This window comes from Croceibacterium aestuarii (genome assembly GCF_030657335.1).
GTDB lineage: Bacteria > Pseudomonadota > Alphaproteobacteria > Sphingomonadales > Sphingomonadaceae > Croceibacterium_B > Croceibacterium_B aestuarii.
On sequence record NZ_CP131039.1, the window covers coordinates 3,109,274 to 3,125,153 of the forward strand.

A 15,880-nucleotide genomic window follows, 5' to 3' on the forward strand; every position below is an offset into this window, starting at 1 on the left:
GATGGACCGGCAGCCGGTCCTCGAAGGGGAGCGGCTCTTGCTCAGGCCGCTGGTCCCGAGCGACTGGGACGCGCTCTATGCCGTCGCCAGCGATCCACAGATCTGGGCGGGTCATCCGATGCACGACCGCTGGCAGGAACCGGTGTTCCGCGCCTTCTTCGCCGATGCGCTCGACAAGGGCGGGGCGCTCGCGGTGATCGAGAAGGGCACTGGCGAAATGGTCGGCTCGAGCCGCTTCCAGGGCTACGATCCGGCGGGCGGCGGCACGGTCGAAATCGGCTGGACCTTCCTCGCCCGCCGTCTGTGGGGCAGCGGGGCCAATGCCGAAATGAAGCGGCTGATGCTCAAACACGCCCTGAAATGCGTCGACGTCGTCACCTTTCGCGTCGTCGAGGACAACGTCATCAGCCGCAAGGCGATGGAGCACATCGGCGGGCGCCTGACCGACCGGATCGACATGACCGACACGCCGAACGGCCCGGTCGCCCACGTCATCTACGAGATTTCCCGCCAGGACTTTGCCCAAGGGCCCCTGGCGGCGGCATGACGCGGGAGGGGATGACCCGCGTCGTCCCTCTCGCGCCATTCAGCGGACCGGTCTGGCGCATCCTGCCCGCGGCGCAGGCCGACTGTCCCCAGGCTGCGGCGAAGGCCCCCGAAGGCCGGTTTCACCACTCGGGCCAGCTCGCCGCCTATGCCTCGCTGAGCGCGGAGGGCGCGAGCGTCGCCGTCCGGCGCTATCTCTCCGACGGAGCCCAACGGGTCCTTGTCCCGATGTGGCTGGAAGCGGCCGCGGTGGCCGACATCCGCGGCAATGCTGCGGCCTCGATCGTATGGCAGGATCTGCATGCAGCCGGCGCCCCCTCCCCCACGTGGGAGTTTTCCGATGCCGCACGACTCGCGGGGGCGCAGGCGATGCTCTATTCGTCCCGCTCGCGACCGGACTTGTCGCACGTCGTCGTCTTCGCGACCGAGTGCTTGCGCCTAGCCGGCCCGATCTCCGAGATTTCGTCCTGACGGCACGAGCTCGGCAGCACCGGGCACGCTATCCCGCAGCCGCGTCTGCCCCGTTGCCGCCTGGCGCTTGAGGTCAGCCTTGAGCGCCGCCGGATCGCGCACGAAGACGAAGCCGAAGCTGACCCCGCCCTCGCGGCTGACGGTGGCGTGGTGCAGCTTGTGCGCCTGCACCAGCCGCCGCGCATAGCCACGCTTGGGCACCCAGCGGAAATAGCGCTGGTGGACGAGACCGTCGTGCACCAGCGTGTAGATCACGCCGTAGAACAGCACGCCAAGACCGATCCATGTGCCCGGCCACCAGGCGCCCGCCCCCATCACCAGCGGGCTGCCGATGGCGAAGAACGCAATCGAAACGGCGGCACCGACAAGGCCGAACAGGTCGTTCTTCTCCAGCAGCTTGTCGTGCGGTTCGTGGTGGTCGCGGTGCCAGCCCCAGCCGAAACCGTGCATCACGTACTTGTGGCTGCTCCACGCGACCGCCTCCATCGCCAAAGCGGTGGCGAGGACGATCAGGACGGGGGCGAGCCAGGACATGCTCGCTAAATAAGGGCTTTGGCCGCGCAAAGACAGCCCCCGCTTGCCTTGCCACGGCAGGGGGGCCATTTCTTGCCCATGTCAAGCCGCCCCCGCACCTTGTACGAAAAGATCTGGGACGCCCACGTCATCGAGACGCGTGACGACGGCACCTGCCTCATCTTCATCGACCGCCACCTCGTCCACGAAGTGACCAGCCCGCAGGCCTTCGAAGGGCTCAGGATGAACGGCCGCAAGGTCCGCCGGCCCGAGCTGACGCTCGCCGTGCCCGACCACAACCTGCCGACCACCGCGCGGATCGACGCCGAGGGCAACCGCGTGCCGATCGCCGACCCGGAAAGCCGCGGCCAGCTCGAAGCGCTCGAACGCAACGCGCCGGCCTTCGGGGTGCGTTACTTCGGCGCCACGGCCAGGGAACAGGGCATCGTCCACGTCGTCGGACCCGAGCAGGGTTTCTCGCTGCCGGGCACGACCATCGTCTGCGGCGACAGCCACACCGCCGCGCACGGCGGCATGGGCGCGCTCGCCTTCGGGATCGGCACGAGCGAGGTCGAGCACGTGCTGGCGACGCAGACGCTGCTGCTGCGCAAGTCCAAGACCATGCAGGTCGTGGTCGAGGGCGAGCTCGGCCCGGGCATCACCTCGAAAGACCTGATCCTGCACATCATCGGCACGATCGGCACCGCCGGCGGCACCGGCCACGTGATCGAATACCGCGGCAAGGTGTTCGAGGAGATGAGCATCGAGAGCCGCCTGACGGTGTGCAACATGTCCATCGAGGGTGGCGCCCGCGCCGGCCTGATCGCGCCCGACGAGACGACCTTCGCTTACCTCAAGGGCCGCCCGCTGGCGCCGAAGGCCGAGGAATGGGACGCGGCCGTCGCCTACTGGCGCACGCTGCATTCCGACGAGGGCGCGGAATTCGACAAGACCGTCACGATCAACGCTGCAGAGGTCGAGCCGACCGTGACCTGGGGCACCAGCCCGGAGGACACCGTCGCCATCGGCGGCGTCGTGCCCGACCCGGCAAGCTTCGCCGACGCCGGCAAGCAGCAGGCGGCCCGGGCCAGCCTCGCCTACATGGACCTCAAGCCCGGCCAGCGGATGGACGAGGTCGAGGTGCAGAACGTATTCATCGGTTCGTGCACCAATAGCCGGATCGAGGACCTGCGCGCCGCCGCCGAAGTGCTCAAGGGGCGCAAGAAGGCTTCGGGCGTGAAGTGGGCCATCGTCGTGCCCGGGTCGGGCCTGGTGAAGGCGCAGGCCGAGGCCGAGGGGCTCGACAAGGTTTTCATCGAGGCCGGGCTCGAGTGGCGCGAGCCGGGCTGTTCGGCCTGTCTCGGCATGAACCCCGACAAGGTTCCGGCGGGCGAACGCTGCGCCTCGACCAGCAACCGCAATTTCGTCGGCCGCCAGGGCCCGGGCGCACGCACCCACCTCGTCAGCCCGGCGATGGCGGCGGCGGCGGCGGTCACCGGCAGGCTAACCGACGTCAGGGAGCTTGCGTGAAAGGCTTCTGCCTGTGCGGCGCGGTGACCGTCACCGTGCCGGGCAGGCCCGAATACATGAACTCGTGCGACTGCACTGCGTGCTTCAAGCTCGGCTCGCTGACCGGCTACTATCCTCCCGACGACGTGACCATCGAGGGCGAGACCGAAACCTTCGTCCGCTCCGACATCCCGGCCTGGATCAGGTTCGTCTTCTGCCCCAGGTGCAGCGCCAACGTCGGCTGGACATCGATCGAACCGCTCGACCGGATGGGCGTGAGCATGCGCCTGTTCGATCCCGCCGAGCTGGTCGGCGTGCCGATCCGCTTCCCCAACGGCCGCGATGCAACCGCCGACGGCGACTGGCCGCCGCCGCGGCGCGATGAAGTACCGTTCACGCGCGAGGGGCCGTTTTAGAGCCAGTCAGGCGCGACCAATCAACCTCGGTCGTGGCAGGCAGTGGAGTGGATGGCCGCGCCCGCCGCCGAAAACCTATGTCCTACACGCGCCAAACCTGCTTCATCCTGCCGGATGACCCGCAGCACCCCGCAAACCCCGCCGCCGCGCCGCCGAGTGCCGGCCTTCGTCCCCGTCCCATTGCGCGCCCGGCGCGACGGCTGGACGCCCCTCAGGCAGGCCGAGTTTCTCGGGCATTTGGCGGAGACCCGCTCGGTCGCCGAGGCGGCGCGGCGGGTGAACATGGCACGGGAAACCGCTTATCGGCTGCGCAAGCTGCCCGGAGCGGAGAGCTTCAACGCGGCGTGGGACGCGGCGATGGGGCTGCGCGAAAGCCGGACGATCTCTTCGCGGAAGGTCACAGGCTACGAGTTGTGGCACCGCGCTTATCACGGCACGCTCAAGCCCATCGTGCGCGGCGGGCGCTACATCGGAACACGCGTTAAAACAGATACTTGCGCCTTGCTGCGGGTGATCGAAAGTCCCTACCTTGCCGCACCCGACCCCGCCGTAAGGTCACGGAAAAACTTTGCCGATCCGTGGTCCATGTCCGCCTGGCCCGACGAATCGTTTACCTCGTCCGCCGCCTCTGCCAGACATAGTCAAGAAGAGGAGTAGCGATGCCGATAACCAGTTTCGAAGGAAAGATCGCCTTCATCACCGGCGGCGCCAGCGGAATCGGCCTCGGCATCGCCAAGGTGCTGGTCGAGCGCGGCGCGCAGGTCGTGCTGGCCGACCTCAGGCAAGACCACATCGACGATGCGCTGGCCGAATTCGCCGGCGGCGGGCGCTCCAATGCGGTCAGCGCGCTGCAGCTCGACGTGACGAGCCGCGAGAAGTACCGCGAGGCGGCGCAGAAGATGCTCGACGATTTCGGCGGCATCGACATCCTGGTCAACAACGCCGGCGTCGGGCCGGAAGGCCCCATCCTCGAGGCAACCTACGCCGACTACGACTTCGGTTTCGGGGTCAACGTCGGAGGGGTGATCAACGGCTTCGTCGAGTTCCTGCCACAGATGATCGCGCACGGCCGCGGCGGGCATATCGTCTCGACCGCGAGCCTTGCCGCCGAAGTCGTCATGCCGAGCCACATGGCGATCTACGCCGCCAGCAAGGCCGCCGTGTGCCATTACTGCGAGAGCGTGAAGGCGGAGCTGGCGACCAAGGACATCGGGGTCTCGATCCTGCTGCCCGGCCCGGTGAAGAGCAGGATCCACGAGACCCAGCAGAACCGCCCCGAGCACCTGCGCGCTGGCAGCGGCTATGTCGCCAGCGAGGCCAAGCTGCAGCGCCGGATCGTCGGCGACAACTGGATGGAGCCGGAGGACGCCGGGCGACTGGTGGCCGACGGCATCCTCGCCAACCAGACCTACATCGTCACCCACGGCTTCTACAAGGATGCCATGCGGGCACGCTGCGAAGCGGTCCTGGGCGCGACACCGGACACGAAGGAAGAAGCGCCCGACTTCGGGCAGTTCAGGGATGAATAGTCCTCCCCGGCACGGGGAGGGAAACCATGTGAAACATGGTGGAGGGGGACTGCCCCATGCGCCGCGCCAGGAGGAGAATCCCCTCCCCCACGCCGCTGCGCGTCGCGGTCCCCCTCCCCATTCTGGGGAGGAATTCCAATGCAGGATCTGACGGGCAAAGTCGCCTTCATCACCGGCGGTGCCAGCGGCATCGGCCTTGGCATGGCGCGCGCGTTTCTCGACGAGGGGATGAAGGTCAGCCTTGCCGACTGGAGCGACGATCACATCGCCAAGGCGAAGGAACAGCTCGCCGGCAACAACGCGGTGCATTTCGTCAAGGCCAACGTGGCCGATCGCGACAGCTTACGCGCCGCTGTCGATGAGACGCTCGAGGCGTTCGGCAAGATCCACGTGCTGTGCAACAACGCCGGGGTTAACGGCGGCGGCACCGCGGCAAGCCCCGACTTCGACGATTTCGACCGGGCGATGGCGGTCAACCTCGGCGGGGTGGTCAACGGCACCAAGATCGTCGTGCCGATCATCCGCGAACAGGGCGAAGGCGGCCACGTGGTCAACACCAGCTCGATGGCCGGCGTCGTCCCCCTGCCCGGCCTCGCCGCCTATTCGACCGCCAAGTACGCCGTGCGCGGCTTTTCCGAAAGCCTGCGCATCCAGCTCGCCGAGAAGGGTATCGGCGTCTCGTGCCTATTCCCCGGCGCAACCCGCACCGCGCTCGTGCCGCTGCCCGAGGACGATCCCGAGCACATCAAGGAAGAAGGCGCACCGCAGTTCCTGAAGGACCTGTGGGACGCGATGCGCGCGGCGATCGATCCCTACGACACCGGCAAGGCAGTGGTCGAGGCGATCAAGGAGAACCGCTTCTACATCTTCACCAACAACGAATTCCTCGAAGAGGTGAAGGAGCGCCACCGCGAGATCGAGACCGCCTTCCCGCAGGAAAAGGCGCCACCCGGACGGCTCAAATTCGAAGGCATGCGCTGGGAGATGACCCGCAACCTGATGGCCCCCGGAAACCGTCCCGTACCGACCGAGAACAAGGAGGACATGGCGCTCGACCTCGGCTCGAAGTCACCCGCCGGCGGACAATGATTGCAAGTCGCTGGTCTTTTTGAGTCCGGCAAGCAATGATGGCGACGGGATAGGGAGAATCCGATGGCCACCACCTTCAGCGCAGCGATCTCGCGCCAGCAGCTCAAGACTTTTTCGATCCTGACGTTCGCGATCTGCATGCTGGTGCTCGTCGCCGACGGGATGGACGCGCAGCTGCTCGGCATTGTCGCGCCGGTGGTGATCGACGAGTTCGGTGTCGACCGCGGAACCTTCGGCATCGCCATGAGCTCGGCGCTGGTCGGCTTCGGGCTTGGCTCGTGGGGCGGCGGCTGGCTGGGCGACATGGTCGGGCGGCGCTGGTCGCTGGCCCTCGCCTCACTGGTCTTCGCGCTCGGCACGGTGGGCGCGAGCACGTCCGACGACGTCTGGATCATGGCGGCCTGGCGGCTGGTCAGCGGGCTCGGGTTCGGCTCTGCCTATGCCAACGCCATCGCGCTCGCAGGCGAGTGGTTACCCGACAAATGGCGCTCGGTCGGGGTCACCACCCTCTCGGTCGGCACACCCGCCGGGGGCCTCGTGGTCGCCTCGCTCGCCCCGACGCTGCTCGACGCCTACGGCTGGCGCGGAACCTTCGTCGCGGTGGGTATCGCAACGCTGATCGTCGTGGTGCTGATCGTCGCCATCTTGCGCGACAGCCCCTCGTTCCTGCTCGCGCGGGGCAAACCCGATGCCGCCCGAATCGCGGCGCGAAAGGTCCTCGACCAGGATGTCGAGTTCGTGACCGAACGACACATGACCGACACCGAGGCCGGCGCGATCGGCGTGCTCGATGCCAGCAACTTCCGCCTCAACCTGGGGATCGGTATCGCCTTTGCGGCGGCCACGATGGTTGCCTACGGAATGCTCAACTGGGGCACGACCTTCCTCACCGCCAAGGGCATGACGCTCGATGCCGCCTCCTACACCGTGGCGGTCGGCGGGATCACCTCGATGATCGCCTCGATCGCCGTCGGCCTGGTGATCCAGCGGCTCGGCTCGCGCCGGGTCGTCGCCGCGCTGAGCGGCAGCCTGTTCGTCACTCTGGTGGTCTTCACGGTCGTTCTCGAAAGGCTCTCCGGGCCCCCCAGCGCCTCCGAGCAAACGCTGGTTATCGTGCTCTACGGTCTTTCGGCTGCACTGTTCAGCGGCGCCATCGCCAGCTTCTACGCGCTGATGACTCACGGCTATCCCGCCTCGTGTCGCTCGGCCGGGATCGGTTTCGGCATCTTCGTCGGCCGGGTCGGCGCGATAGCCGCCACCGGGCTCGGGGGCTGGCTGATCGACCTGGGGGGCGGCAGTCTGCTGCCCTTCTTCGCCGTGCTTTGCGTCGGCGCCCTGCTGATATCGGCCGCGGCCATCATCAACGACCGCCACGTACCGCCGGCGGTCGCCGCAAAGGAATAGGAATCCGGCGGACCGGACCTCGCAAGGGCGGCGCCTCGGACGGGTCCAGCGCTGCAGCGGATCGGCCGTCGAGCCGATCTGAAACTAGTATTCGCGCCGCCCCAAAATTAGGATTTTGTTAACCATTTTACCTGACGTTGCTGTTTGCGCAGCAGAGCGCGGGATTTTCTTAGCAATGGACGAGCTGGGGCAAGTTGCCGGTGTGTCGGCCAGGCAGGTCGAACACGTGGCCCGCCGGTTGTTGAACAGCTGGCCGGACACCGTCGACCTGCGCCCGTCGGACCTGGAAATGGACGAGATCCACCGCGCTTTCCTGCAACTGATGACAGGGCTCCAGGACCGCGGCTGGATGATGTACGAAGCGCTTCTTGTGGGCGCCGGCCCAGAGCCGCGGGTGCTGGACGCTGTGCTCACTGCCAAGGGCCGGGTCGCGCTCGGCGGGCTCGACCGATCGCCGTCCGGCGCGGCAGGCTAGATTGGCCTGGCGCGCTGACCGGCGGGCTCTGCCGGCGGCTCGATAACGTCCCGCACCAGCCGCGCGAAGAGCTTCAGGGTTTCCAGCGCGTCGTCTCCCAGCTCGCGCTCGCGAGCGTCAAGGGCCGCCAGGGTTCCATATACCGCACCGTCGCTGGTCCGCAGCGGAACTCCGGCATAGAATGGGAGCCCTAGATCGCCGGCGGCGACGGGATCCGCCAAAAGGTGCGCGTCGTCGCCAGCGACCGCAGCGCCGGGCCAGACGCCGTCGTCGGGGCCGGCCACCGCTGCCATCCGCTCCGCGCCCGGGCGCTGCTCGCCGGGAATGCTGATGACCGCGGCCTGACAGCCCATGGCGCGGCGAACCAGCTCGGCGAGCGTCCCGAGAGCACGGGCGCGCCGCGCCGCAGGCGATTCCGGGGCCGCCAGAGTCGCGGTCTTCTCGGCTTGGTTGTCCCGGCTCACTTTGCTCGGCGTCCATCTATTTGCTTGGCCAAGTCTGGCCTCGGTGCCGCGGATATATCTGCGAGCGGTTAACGGAGCTTTTACATAGATTCGCGCGGCGCGCATGTCCCGCAGCTGCGTGACAGGCAATTCCTCGGCCGCTCTCGTAAGAAAGTCACCGCACCTCCCGCCGGGCGCGTTCGAGCGCGTTTGCCGGCGCGAGGGCTTGCGTGCCCGGCGTAGGAGTGGCACGAGTTCCGAAACGACAGAGAATGCAGGGTTTTTCGCCCGGAGTCCGGGCGTCGGGCCGGAAGTACGCCATGTCGGAGAAGCAGCAAGATTTCAGTAGCCTGCTGAGCAAGATCGCTACGTCGCAGGATGTTGCGGCTCTGCGCGACGCCACTGTCGCCGTGGTTTCCTATCTCGGCATCGCCAAGGGCTATTTCGTGACTCCGCCCAAAGCCGACCCGCGCGCCGGCCGGATTGTCGTCACTCTGGACCTTCCCGCTACCTGGACCCGCCATTATCGCGGCTGTCTGTACAGTTTCGATCCCGTGCCGGCCCTGGCGATGGCACGTGCGGGACCGTTCGTCTGGCCCGAGGATATCGATCCGGACGTGTGGAGCGAGCGCGATCGACGCTTTCTAAAACTGGCAGGCCGCTATGGTCTCGGCCGCGGCATTGGCACCGTGTGCTATGGGCCCCACGGTCGCTGCGGGTTCCTGGGGCTGATCCTCGCACCGGACGCGCCGCGGCCCGACGAGCAGGTACTGTTGCGGATCAATTCGATGGGCCAAATCGCGTTCCAGCACTATTGCAGCCTGGTCAGGAGCGACGACTCCGTCGTCGCGCTTTCGCGGCGCGAACTCGAAGTTTTGCAGCTGATGAGTATCGGCAAGAGCAACGGCGTGATCGCCGAGGTCCTGTCGATCGCCCCCTCGTCGGTCGATGTCTACGTTCGGCGCATCTTCGCCAAGCTGGGCGTGTCAGACCGCACCACCGCCTCGACCAAGGCCCTTGCCCTCGGGCTCATCGTCTCGTGGGACCACCAACGCCTGATGCGCGAGGCAGCCGCGCGGCGGCTCTAGGCGCGGTGCGCCCATAACGCTGCTGCGGCGGGACCGAGACCATCGAAGAGTGCGGGAATCTCGGTCCGGACAAAAGAGCCTTAGCGGACGCGCGGGCCACCGAAAGGCAGCGGCGGCGGGGGACGCCGGGCGCCACGCGGCAGCTGCGCCTGATAGGCCCGGCCGCAATGCTCAACGCAATAGGGGAACCCGGGGTTCACCTTCACGCCGCAGAAATGAAAGTCGGCCTCGCCGGGGTGACCCATGGGCCAGCGGCAAACGCGGTCGTTGAGATCGAGCAGACTGGTCTTGTCGGCGATCTCGGGGCTCGGCTTCGCCGGCACGAGCCGGCGGGGCGGAGCCGGCGGGATCGGCGCCTGCTGGTCTCCGGGCCCCTGGCGCAGGAAGCCGCCGGGGCCGACGGAAACGATCTTCGGCATGCCCTGCGACGGGTTGGGGACCGGCTGGCTCGGGCTCGCCACGGCCGGGGAATCGCCGGATTCGGGCGCGGGCCGTGGCGCAGGAGCCGGGGCGGCCGCTGGCGCCTTCGGCCGCGGCTTGGCGGCGACCTTGGCCTGTGCTGCGGCCTTGCCCGCCTTCGGGGCCGGCTTCTCGTTGGGCTTGACCGGCGAGGGACGCGACTTGAGGCCGAGGCGGTGCGCCTTGCCGATGACCGCGTTGCGCGACACACCGCCCAGCTCGTCGGCTATCTGGCTGGCGGTCGCCCCGCCCTCCCACATCTTGGTCAGCTTGGCGATGCGTTCGTCAGTCCAGCTCATCGTACGTCGTTACCTTTTTCAAATTCGTGTCGCGCAGCCGCGTTGCGCTTGCCAGCACGCGGCGCTGCCGATAGTCGGCGCCCCATGGCCGATCAAGCCCAACCCGTCGTGACTGCCGCTGCCGAACCGCGTTCCGGCCCGGCGCAGACCAACGAGAAGATGCGGAAGCGGTTTCCGCCCAAGGGGCAGCCCGTGATCCATGGTTTCAACCGGATCGGGCTGTGGAGTCTATATATGAAGGAGGTGCGCCGGTTTCTCAAGGTGCACACCCAGACGATTTGGGCGCCGGCGGTCACAACCCTGCTGTTCCTGGTCATTTTCACCGTCGCCATGGGGCGCGGCAACCGCCTGGTGCTCGGCGTGCCTTTCGCCACCTTCGTCGCTCCGGGCCTGATCATGATGGGCATGATGCAGAACGCTTTCGCCAACTCGAGCTTCTCGCTGCTCGCCGGCAAGATCCAGGGCACGATCATCGACCTCTTGATGCCGCCGCTGTCGAATGCCGAGCTCATGATCGGCATTGTCGGCGCCGCGATCACGCGCGCCTTCATGGTCGGCGGCGCGCTGGCCCTGGCGATGTGGCTCTGGCCGGGCGTGCACATGCAGGCGGCTCACCCGTGGGCGATTGCCTGGTTCGCGCTGATGGGCGCAACGTTCCTTTCGCTGCTCGGCCTCGTCGCCAGCTTGTGGGCCGAAAAGTTCGACCACAACGCAGCGGTGACCAACTTCGTGGTCGCTCCGCTCTCGCTGCTGTCGGGCACGTTCTACGTCATCAGCAACCTCTCGCCGCTGTTTCAGGCGATCAGCCGGGCCAATCCGTTCTTCTACATCATTTCGGGCTTTCGCTTCGGCTTCCTCGGCCAGAGCGACATCGGCAACACCAATCACGCGGTGATCGGCGCCGCGCTGGGCCTAGGGGTGCTCAATCTGGCGTTCGGCTGGGGCGCCTATCGCCTGCTCAAGAGCGGCTGGAAGCTGAAGAGCTGACCGCGCCCTAGTGCGTGAGGCTGCGGCGCAGGCGGTAACGCCCGTCCGCAAAGTCTTCGAACAGCTCGTGCACGCTGGGGTGATCGACCGGCCCGCCCTCGCTGTCGCCGAGCAGGTTCTGCTGGCTGACGTAGGCGACGTAGGAACTGTCCTCGTTTTCGGCGAGCAGGTGGTAGAACGGCTGGTCGCGGCGCGGGCGCATGTCCTGCGGGATCGCCTCGTACCAGTCCTCGCTGTTGGCGAAGACCGGGTCGATGTCGAACACCACGCCGCGAAAATCGTACAGGCGATGCTTGACGATGTCACCGATACCGAAGCGGGCGTGCGAGGCGGCCGGAGCGTCGATGCGACGCCCTGCCTGCGGAGAATAGAACTGCGATCGGTCCATGAGACAGGGAATATAGAATGCCGCAGGTGCTAAACAAGCGCTGTCTCCCGGCTCATGCCCGGATATCTGGGCCGGCGACCGCCTGAAGTCCCGCGGAAAAAATGCTCGGAGCGGGCTTGGCAACCACGCACCCTTCGGCTAACCGCCGCGCTTTCCGGTCGACCAGGCGCCCCGATGCGCCGGAATCACCCCGCGGAGAGGTGGCAGAGAGGTCGAATGCGCCGCACTCGAAATGCGGTTTACGGGCAACCGTAACGTGGGTTCGAATCCCACCCTCTCCGCCATTTTCCCTCGATCAGCAGTGCGGCGGCCGAAGCCGTCCTGGGGCGCGGCACGGATTGCATAGCGTCGGCGCAGCCCCATATTGATCGGGCGAATGAACGCTTACGCCGCGTTTACCAAGCAAGTCTTTGCATTTGCGCTCGAAATCGGATTAGGGTGTCGCCATGAATTCGAACGCTGCCCCCGAAGCGCCCGCCCCCCTCGACGTGGTGTCGGAAGGCGACATTGCAGTCCTGCGCGAAAGCGCGCATCGGGCGTCCGGCCTTCTCAAGCAGCTGGCCAACGAACAGCGTTTGCTGATCATGTGCAAGCTGCTCGAAGGCGAGTGCTCGGTTTCCTTCCTCGCCGAACATATCGGCCTGGCGCAATCGGCGACTTCGCAGCACCTGGCTAAGTTGCGGGAATCCGGCCTTCTGGCGACCCGGCGCGATGCCCAGAGCATATATTACCGGATTGGCGACGAACACGCGGTCCGCGTGCTCAAGACCTTGTGCGAGATTTACGCCCCGCCCCCCACTGAGTGAAAGGCGAAGGCGCCGGTGTTGCACGTTCTGCAATATCCAATGACCACAAAACACTTGGGTCCGACCGCGTCGAAGGCCTAGAAAGCAGGGATGGGTTCCCTTCTCGACCCCCTATTCCTGGCAAGGGCGCAATTCGCGTTCACGGTCAGCTTTCACTTCATCTTCCCGTCCTTCTCGATCGGGCTGGCAAGCTTCCTGATGGTTCTCGAGGGCCTGTGGCTGAAAACCGGCAAGGCGCTCTACCTCGATCTGTTCCGCTTCTGGCTCAAGATCTTCGCCGTGGTCTTCGCCATGGGCGTCGTCTCGGGCATCGTCATGAGCTACCAGTTCGGCACCAACTGGGCGGTGTTTTCGGACAAGGCCGGTCCGGTGATCGGGCCGCTGATGGCCTACGAGGTGCTGACCGCCTTCTTCCTCGAGGCCGGCTTCCTCGGCGTGATGCTGTTCGGCATGAGCAAGGTCGGCAAGGGCCTGCACTTCGCCGCCACCTGCATGGTTGCGCTGGGCACCTTCGTCTCGGCGTTCTGGATCCTCTCGGTCAACTCCTGGATGCAGACCCCGACCGGCTTCGAGATGGGCGCCAATGGCCAGTTCCTGCCCGGCCCAAGCTGGTGGGCGATCGTGTTCAACCCGAGTTTTCCCTACCGACTCGTCCACACCGTGCTCGCCGCCTACCTGACCACCGCCTTCGCGGTCGGGGGGGTCGGGGCCTGGCACCTGCTCAGGGACCGCACCAACGCCCACGCCCGCACGATGTTCTCCATGGCGATGTGGATGGCCGCTCTGGTCACGCCGCTGCAGATACTCGCCGGCGACCAGCACGGCCTCAACACGCTCGCGCACCAGCCGGCCAAGATCATGGCGATGGAAGGGCATTACCAGAGCCACCCCGACGGTGCGCCGCTGATCCTGTTCGGCATTCCCGACAGCAAGGAGCAGACGGTGCACTTCGCGCTCGAGGTCCCCAAGGCCTCTTCGCTGATCCTCAAGCACGATCCCAATGCCCCGCTGGCCGGGCTGGACACCGTGCCGCGCGAGGATCAGCCGCCGATCGGCGTGGTCTTCTGGTCTTTCCGCGTGATGGTCGGGATAGGGTTCGCCATGCTCGGGCTCGGCCTGTGGAGCATTGTCGCGCGCTGGCGCGGCAAGCTCTATGACTGGTCGCCGCTGCACCGCACCGCGCTGCTGCTGTCGCCTGCGGGCTTCGTGGCCGTGATCGCCGGGTGGGTGACCACCGAGGTCGGGCGCCAGCCGTGGACCATCTACGGCCTGCTCAGAACCGCCGATTCCGCCAGCCCGCTCGGAGCGCCGGCGGTCGGCGCCTCGCTGCTCGCCTTCATCGTCATTTACTTCGCGGTGTTCGGCGTCGGCATCTGGTACCTGCTGCGCCTGGCGGCTCAGCCCCCGCACAGCGGCGAAGCCGGCCCCGCTCAGCAGCCGCCCGCGCCCATCCGCACCGCCGGCATCGTTCCGGGCCCGGCCGAGATGAAGGACGGATCATGAGCATCGACCTGACCGTGATCTGGGCCTTCATCATCGCCTTCGCGGTGTTCGCCTACGTGGTGATGGACGGCTTCGACCTCGGCATCGGCATCCTCTTTCCGACGGTCACGGTGGGGCATGGCCGCAACCGGGCGATGAATGCGATCGCGCCGGTCTGGGACGGCAACGAGACCTGGCTGGTGCTCGGCGGGGGCGGGCTTCTCGCCGCGTTCCCGCTCGCTTACGCGGTGGTTCTGCCGGCGACCTACCCGCTGATCGTCGCCATGCTGCTGGGCCTCGTATTCCGCGGCGTAGCGTTCGAATTCCGCTGGCGCGATCCCGGCCACCGGCCCTTCTGGGACATGGCCTTCTTCGGCGGGTCGCTGGTCGCGGCGATGGCCCAGGGCATGATCCTCGGTGCGCTGCTGCAGGGGATCAAGGTTGCGAACCGCGCCTACGCCGGCAGCTGGTGGGACTGGCTGACGCCCTATACTCTTCTGACCGGGCTCGGGACCGTTGCCGGTTACGCGTTGCTCGGCGCCTGCTGGATGATCTGGAAGCTAGCGGGCGACGTGCAGGAGCACGCCTATCGCCTGGCCACGCGCGCTGCCGCGGCGACGCTCGCGCTGATGGCCGCGGTCTCGGCCTACAATCTCGTGCTGCTCGATCAGTACCGCGCGCGCTGGCTGGAAATGCCCAATTTGTTGTTCGCCAGTCAGGTGCCGCTGCTCACGGCGATCGTCGCCTTCGCGCTGTTTTGGTCGCTGAAGAAGCGCAAGGAACTCGCACCCTTCCTCCTCGCGCTGGCGCTGTTCCTGCTCGGCATGGCCGGCCTGGGGGTGACGATCTGGCCCAACGTCGTGCCTCCCGGCATCTCGATCTGGGACGCCGCCGCCCCGCCTCGCAGCCAAGTCTTCATGCTCGTCGGCGTCGCCGTGACGCTGCCCTTGATCATCGGCTATACCGGCTGGGCCTATTGGGTCTTCCGCGGCAAGGTCGGTAGCGAAGGATACCACTGATGGCTGCGGGCGCGGAATCGCAGAGGCCGCTGTGGCGGCGGCTGGCCTGGATGGCGGCGATCTGGGCGGCCAGCGTGGCGGTGCTCGGGGCCGTTGCCTGGCTTCTCAGGCTGGTCCTCGCGCCCTAGTTTGGCCTGACAAAGAAAACCTCCAAGGAGTCACAAACAAGTCATATCGGCACCGCACAAGGCCCCGAGATAGGGGCTGACCGGCATGAACCTCGTCTTGATTTTCGGAACCTCCGAGGAGGTCGAATCCTTCGAGGACTTCGAACTCAACGATTCTAAATTCGTCTTCAAGTACCTGCCGCCCGAGGGGCCGTCGACGCTGATCGAGGGAGCCTGCTGGATCTTCGTCGACTGGATGTTGCCCGAACTTTCGGGCCTGGAAATGTGCCACCGGCTGCGCGCGGACCCGCGGACCAAGGACGCGCACATCACGATGGTTCTCGAGCTCGAAGACGCCGAGGATCGCCGCCGCGCGCTGCGCGCCGGGGCGGACGACTACATGCTCCAGCCGGCCAGCCGGCAAGCGATGCTCGACCGGATTCTCGCCCACAATCCGGTCGCCGGCTTTCGCGCCGCCCCAGAGGTGATCGAAGCCGGCAAGTTGAAGATCATGCCGGCTGCCGAGCGCGCCTGCTGGGGCGACCAACTGCTGACCTTGAGTCCCAATGAATTCCGCCTGTTGCGCTTCATCGCCGAAAACCCCAACCGGGTGCTGTCGCGCAAGGAGCTTATATCGGCACTCGGCAAGTCGGGCGACCCCGATTACCTGCGCACCGTCGACGTCTGGATCAAGCGCCTGCGCTCCGCATTGCGCAAGGCCGGCGCGGGGCAGATTCTGCGCACGGTGACCAACAAGGGCTACGTGCTCGACATCATCTGAATTGGCGCCAATCGGACAAATACGCCGATCTACCGCAGACGCTTCGTGCTCGAACGGGTCGAACACCCG

General features: G+C 66.7%; 20 protein-coding genes and 1 tRNA gene. 17 read left to right on the top strand and 4 right to left on the bottom strand.

Annotation, left to right across the window (positions count from 1 at the left end; genetic code table 11):
* Position 1: 1 nt before the first annotated feature.
* Together Q7I88_RS15370 and Q7I88_RS15375 are read left to right on the top strand one after the other, a co-directional pair.
* Positions 2–547, top strand: a complete 546-nt coding sequence (locus tag Q7I88_RS15370) for a GNAT family N-acetyltransferase (protein ID WP_305096781.1) — start codon at positions 2–4, stop codon at positions 545–547.
* An 11-nt stretch (positions 548–558) separates the two neighbouring features.
* Positions 559–1,017, top strand: a complete 459-nt coding sequence (locus Q7I88_RS15375; protein ID WP_305096782.1) for an RES family NAD+ phosphorylase — start codon at positions 559–561, stop codon at positions 1,015–1,017.
* Here Q7I88_RS15375 and Q7I88_RS15380 read toward each other — a convergent pair.
* On the bottom strand, positions 985–1,551 hold the full coding sequence (locus Q7I88_RS15380; protein ID WP_305096783.1) for a sterol desaturase family protein: 567 nt from the start codon (positions 1,549–1,551) through the stop codon (positions 985–987). The two genes, Q7I88_RS15375 and Q7I88_RS15380, sit on opposite strands and share 33 nt — an antisense overlap.
* 78 nt (positions 1,552–1,629) lie before the next feature.
* Between Q7I88_RS15380 and leuC the strand changes: the two genes are divergently transcribed.
* The 7 genes from leuC (at position 1,630) to Q7I88_RS15415 (ending at position 7,952) form a co-directional block, all read left to right on the top strand.
* Positions 1,630–3,060 (top strand): 3-isopropylmalate dehydratase large subunit, encoded by a 1,431-nt coding sequence (leuC, locus tag Q7I88_RS15385; RefSeq protein WP_305096784.1) that lies wholly within the window; start codon positions 1,630–1,632, stop codon positions 3,058–3,060.
* Positions 3,057–3,455, top strand: a complete 399-nt coding sequence (locus Q7I88_RS15390) for a GFA family protein (RefSeq protein ID WP_305096785.1) — start codon at positions 3,057–3,059, stop codon at positions 3,453–3,455. The genes leuC and Q7I88_RS15390 overlap by 4 nt, the downstream gene beginning before the upstream one ends.
* A gap of 114 nt (positions 3,456–3,569) precedes the next feature.
* Positions 3,570–4,112, top strand: coding sequence for a hypothetical protein (locus Q7I88_RS15395; RefSeq protein WP_305096786.1), 543 nt, complete (start codon positions 3,570–3,572; stop codon positions 4,110–4,112).
* A gap of 2 nt (positions 4,113–4,114) precedes the next feature.
* Positions 4,115–4,984 (top strand): SDR family NAD(P)-dependent oxidoreductase, encoded by an 870-nt coding sequence (locus Q7I88_RS15400; protein ID WP_305096787.1) that lies wholly within the window; start codon positions 4,115–4,117, stop codon positions 4,982–4,984.
* 138 nt (positions 4,985–5,122) lie between these two features.
* The gene (locus Q7I88_RS15405; RefSeq protein ID WP_305096788.1) at positions 5,123–6,073 is read left to right on the top strand and encodes an SDR family oxidoreductase; all 951 of its coding nucleotides are present in this window, start codon (positions 5,123–5,125) and stop codon (positions 6,071–6,073) included.
* A gap of 63 nt (positions 6,074–6,136) precedes the next feature.
* On the top strand, positions 6,137–7,477 hold the full coding sequence (locus Q7I88_RS15410; RefSeq protein WP_305096789.1) for an MFS transporter: 1,341 nt from the start codon (positions 6,137–6,139) through the stop codon (positions 7,475–7,477).
* 175 nt (positions 7,478–7,652) lie between these two features.
* Positions 7,653–7,952, top strand: a complete 300-nt coding sequence (locus Q7I88_RS15415; protein WP_305096790.1) for a hypothetical protein — start codon at positions 7,653–7,655, stop codon at positions 7,950–7,952.
* Here Q7I88_RS15415 and Q7I88_RS15420 read toward each other — a convergent pair.
* Entirely contained in the window at positions 7,949–8,416 is a 468-nt protein-coding gene (locus Q7I88_RS15420) for a GAF domain-containing protein (RefSeq protein WP_305096791.1), read from the bottom strand. The two genes, Q7I88_RS15415 and Q7I88_RS15420, sit on opposite strands and share 4 nt — an antisense overlap.
* A gap of 251 nt (positions 8,417–8,667) precedes the next feature.
* On the opposite strand from Q7I88_RS15420, the gene Q7I88_RS15425 reads away from it, so the two are divergent.
* A complete protein-coding gene (locus Q7I88_RS15425; protein WP_305096792.1) occupies positions 8,668–9,483 on the top strand; it encodes a helix-turn-helix transcriptional regulator in 816 nt (271 codons plus the stop codon).
* Positions 9,484–9,563: 80 nt separating this feature from the next.
* On the opposite strand, the gene Q7I88_RS15430 is transcribed toward Q7I88_RS15425, so the two are convergent.
* On the bottom strand, positions 9,564–10,241 hold the full coding sequence (locus Q7I88_RS15430) for a GcrA family cell cycle regulator (protein ID WP_305096793.1): 678 nt from the start codon (positions 10,239–10,241) through the stop codon (positions 9,564–9,566).
* A gap of 84 nt (positions 10,242–10,325) precedes the next feature.
* Here Q7I88_RS15430 and Q7I88_RS15435 point away from each other — a divergent pair, with 84 nt between their 5' ends.
* Complete coding sequence (locus Q7I88_RS15435; RefSeq protein WP_439648349.1) at positions 10,326–11,228, top strand: ABC transporter permease; 903 nt, start codon at positions 10,326–10,328, stop codon at positions 11,226–11,228.
* A gap of 7 nt (positions 11,229–11,235) precedes the next feature.
* Here the strand turns inward: Q7I88_RS15435 and hspQ are convergent, their stop codons facing one another.
* Positions 11,236–11,616: a heat shock protein HspQ gene (hspQ, locus tag Q7I88_RS15440; protein WP_305096794.1), complete on the bottom strand. Its 381-nt coding sequence runs from the start codon at positions 11,614–11,616 to the stop codon at positions 11,236–11,238.
* A 194-nt stretch (positions 11,617–11,810) separates the two neighbouring features.
* On the opposite strand from hspQ, the gene Q7I88_RS15445 reads away from it, so the two are divergent.
* From Q7I88_RS15445 to Q7I88_RS15470, 6 genes are all read left to right on the top strand, one after another.
* A tRNA-Ser gene (locus tag Q7I88_RS15445) sits at positions 11,811–11,900 on the top strand.
* 162 nt (positions 11,901–12,062) lie between these two features.
* Entirely contained in the window at positions 12,063–12,422 is a 360-nt protein-coding gene (locus Q7I88_RS15450; protein WP_305096795.1) for an ArsR/SmtB family transcription factor, read from the top strand.
* Positions 12,423–12,512: 90 nt separating this feature from the next.
* Positions 12,513–13,925, top strand: coding sequence for a cytochrome ubiquinol oxidase subunit I (locus Q7I88_RS15455; protein ID WP_305096796.1), 1,413 nt, complete (start codon positions 12,513–12,515; stop codon positions 13,923–13,925).
* Positions 13,922–14,923, top strand: a complete 1,002-nt coding sequence (cydB, locus tag Q7I88_RS15460) for a cytochrome d ubiquinol oxidase subunit II (RefSeq protein WP_305096797.1) — start codon at positions 13,922–13,924, stop codon at positions 14,921–14,923. Before Q7I88_RS15455 ends, cydB begins: the two co-directional genes overlap by 4 nt.
* Complete coding sequence (locus Q7I88_RS15465; protein WP_305096798.1) at positions 14,923–15,051, top strand: DUF2474 domain-containing protein; 129 nt, start codon at positions 14,923–14,925, stop codon at positions 15,049–15,051. Before cydB ends, Q7I88_RS15465 begins: the two co-directional genes overlap by 1 nt.
* A gap of 85 nt (positions 15,052–15,136) precedes the next feature.
* Positions 15,137–15,811 (top strand): response regulator transcription factor, encoded by a 675-nt coding sequence (locus Q7I88_RS15470; protein ID WP_305096799.1) that lies wholly within the window; start codon positions 15,137–15,139, stop codon positions 15,809–15,811.
* Positions 15,812–15,880 lie beyond the last annotated feature (69 nt).

What these genes read in the sequence shown, in the direction of transcription:
- Q7I88_RS15380 (WP_305096783.1), bottom strand. Translation starts at nt 1,551, where the DNA reads ATGTCCTGGCTCGCCCCCGTCCTGATCGTCCTCGCCACCGCTTTGGCG.
- Q7I88_RS15415 (WP_305096790.1), top strand. Translation starts at nt 7,653, where the DNA reads ATGGACGAGCTGGGGCAAGTTGCCGGTGTGTCGGCCAGGCAGGTCGAA.
- Q7I88_RS15405 (WP_305096788.1), top strand. Translation starts at nt 5,123, where the DNA reads ATGCAGGATCTGACGGGCAAAGTCGCCTTCATCACCGGCGGTGCCAGC.
- Q7I88_RS15375 (WP_305096782.1), top strand. Translation starts at nt 559, where the DNA reads ATGACCCGCGTCGTCCCTCTCGCGCCATTCAGCGGACCGGTCTGGCGC.
- Q7I88_RS15435 (WP_439648349.1), top strand. Translation starts at nt 10,326, where the DNA reads ATGGCCGATCAAGCCCAACCCGTCGTGACTGCCGCTGCCGAACCGCGT.
- leuC (WP_305096784.1), top strand. Translation starts at nt 1,630, where the DNA reads ATGTCAAGCCGCCCCCGCACCTTGTACGAAAAGATCTGGGACGCCCAC.
- Q7I88_RS15410 (WP_305096789.1), top strand. Translation starts at nt 6,137, where the DNA reads ATGGCCACCACCTTCAGCGCAGCGATCTCGCGCCAGCAGCTCAAGACT.
- Q7I88_RS15430 (WP_305096793.1), bottom strand. Translation starts at nt 10,241, where the DNA reads ATGAGCTGGACTGACGAACGCATCGCCAAGCTGACCAAGATGTGGGAG.
- Q7I88_RS15455 (WP_305096796.1), top strand. Translation starts at nt 12,513, where the DNA reads ATGGGTTCCCTTCTCGACCCCCTATTCCTGGCAAGGGCGCAATTCGCG.
- Q7I88_RS15400 (WP_305096787.1), top strand. Translation starts at nt 4,115, where the DNA reads ATGCCGATAACCAGTTTCGAAGGAAAGATCGCCTTCATCACCGGCGGC.
- Q7I88_RS15425 (WP_305096792.1), top strand. Translation starts at nt 8,668, where the DNA reads ATGCAGGGTTTTTCGCCCGGAGTCCGGGCGTCGGGCCGGAAGTACGCC.
- Q7I88_RS15470 (WP_305096799.1), top strand. Translation starts at nt 15,137, where the DNA reads ATGAACCTCGTCTTGATTTTCGGAACCTCCGAGGAGGTCGAATCCTTC.
- Q7I88_RS15465 (WP_305096798.1), top strand. Translation starts at nt 14,923, where the DNA reads ATGGCTGCGGGCGCGGAATCGCAGAGGCCGCTGTGGCGGCGGCTGGCC.
- Q7I88_RS15395 (WP_305096786.1), top strand. Translation starts at nt 3,570, where the DNA reads ATGACCCGCAGCACCCCGCAAACCCCGCCGCCGCGCCGCCGAGTGCCG.
- hspQ (WP_305096794.1), bottom strand. Translation starts at nt 11,616, where the DNA reads ATGGACCGATCGCAGTTCTATTCTCCGCAGGCAGGGCGTCGCATCGAC.
- Q7I88_RS15450 (WP_305096795.1), top strand. Translation starts at nt 12,063, where the DNA reads ATGAATTCGAACGCTGCCCCCGAAGCGCCCGCCCCCCTCGACGTGGTG.
- Q7I88_RS15370 (WP_305096781.1), top strand. Translation starts at nt 2, where the DNA reads ATGGACCGGCAGCCGGTCCTCGAAGGGGAGCGGCTCTTGCTCAGGCCG.
- cydB (WP_305096797.1), top strand. Translation starts at nt 13,922, where the DNA reads ATGAGCATCGACCTGACCGTGATCTGGGCCTTCATCATCGCCTTCGCG.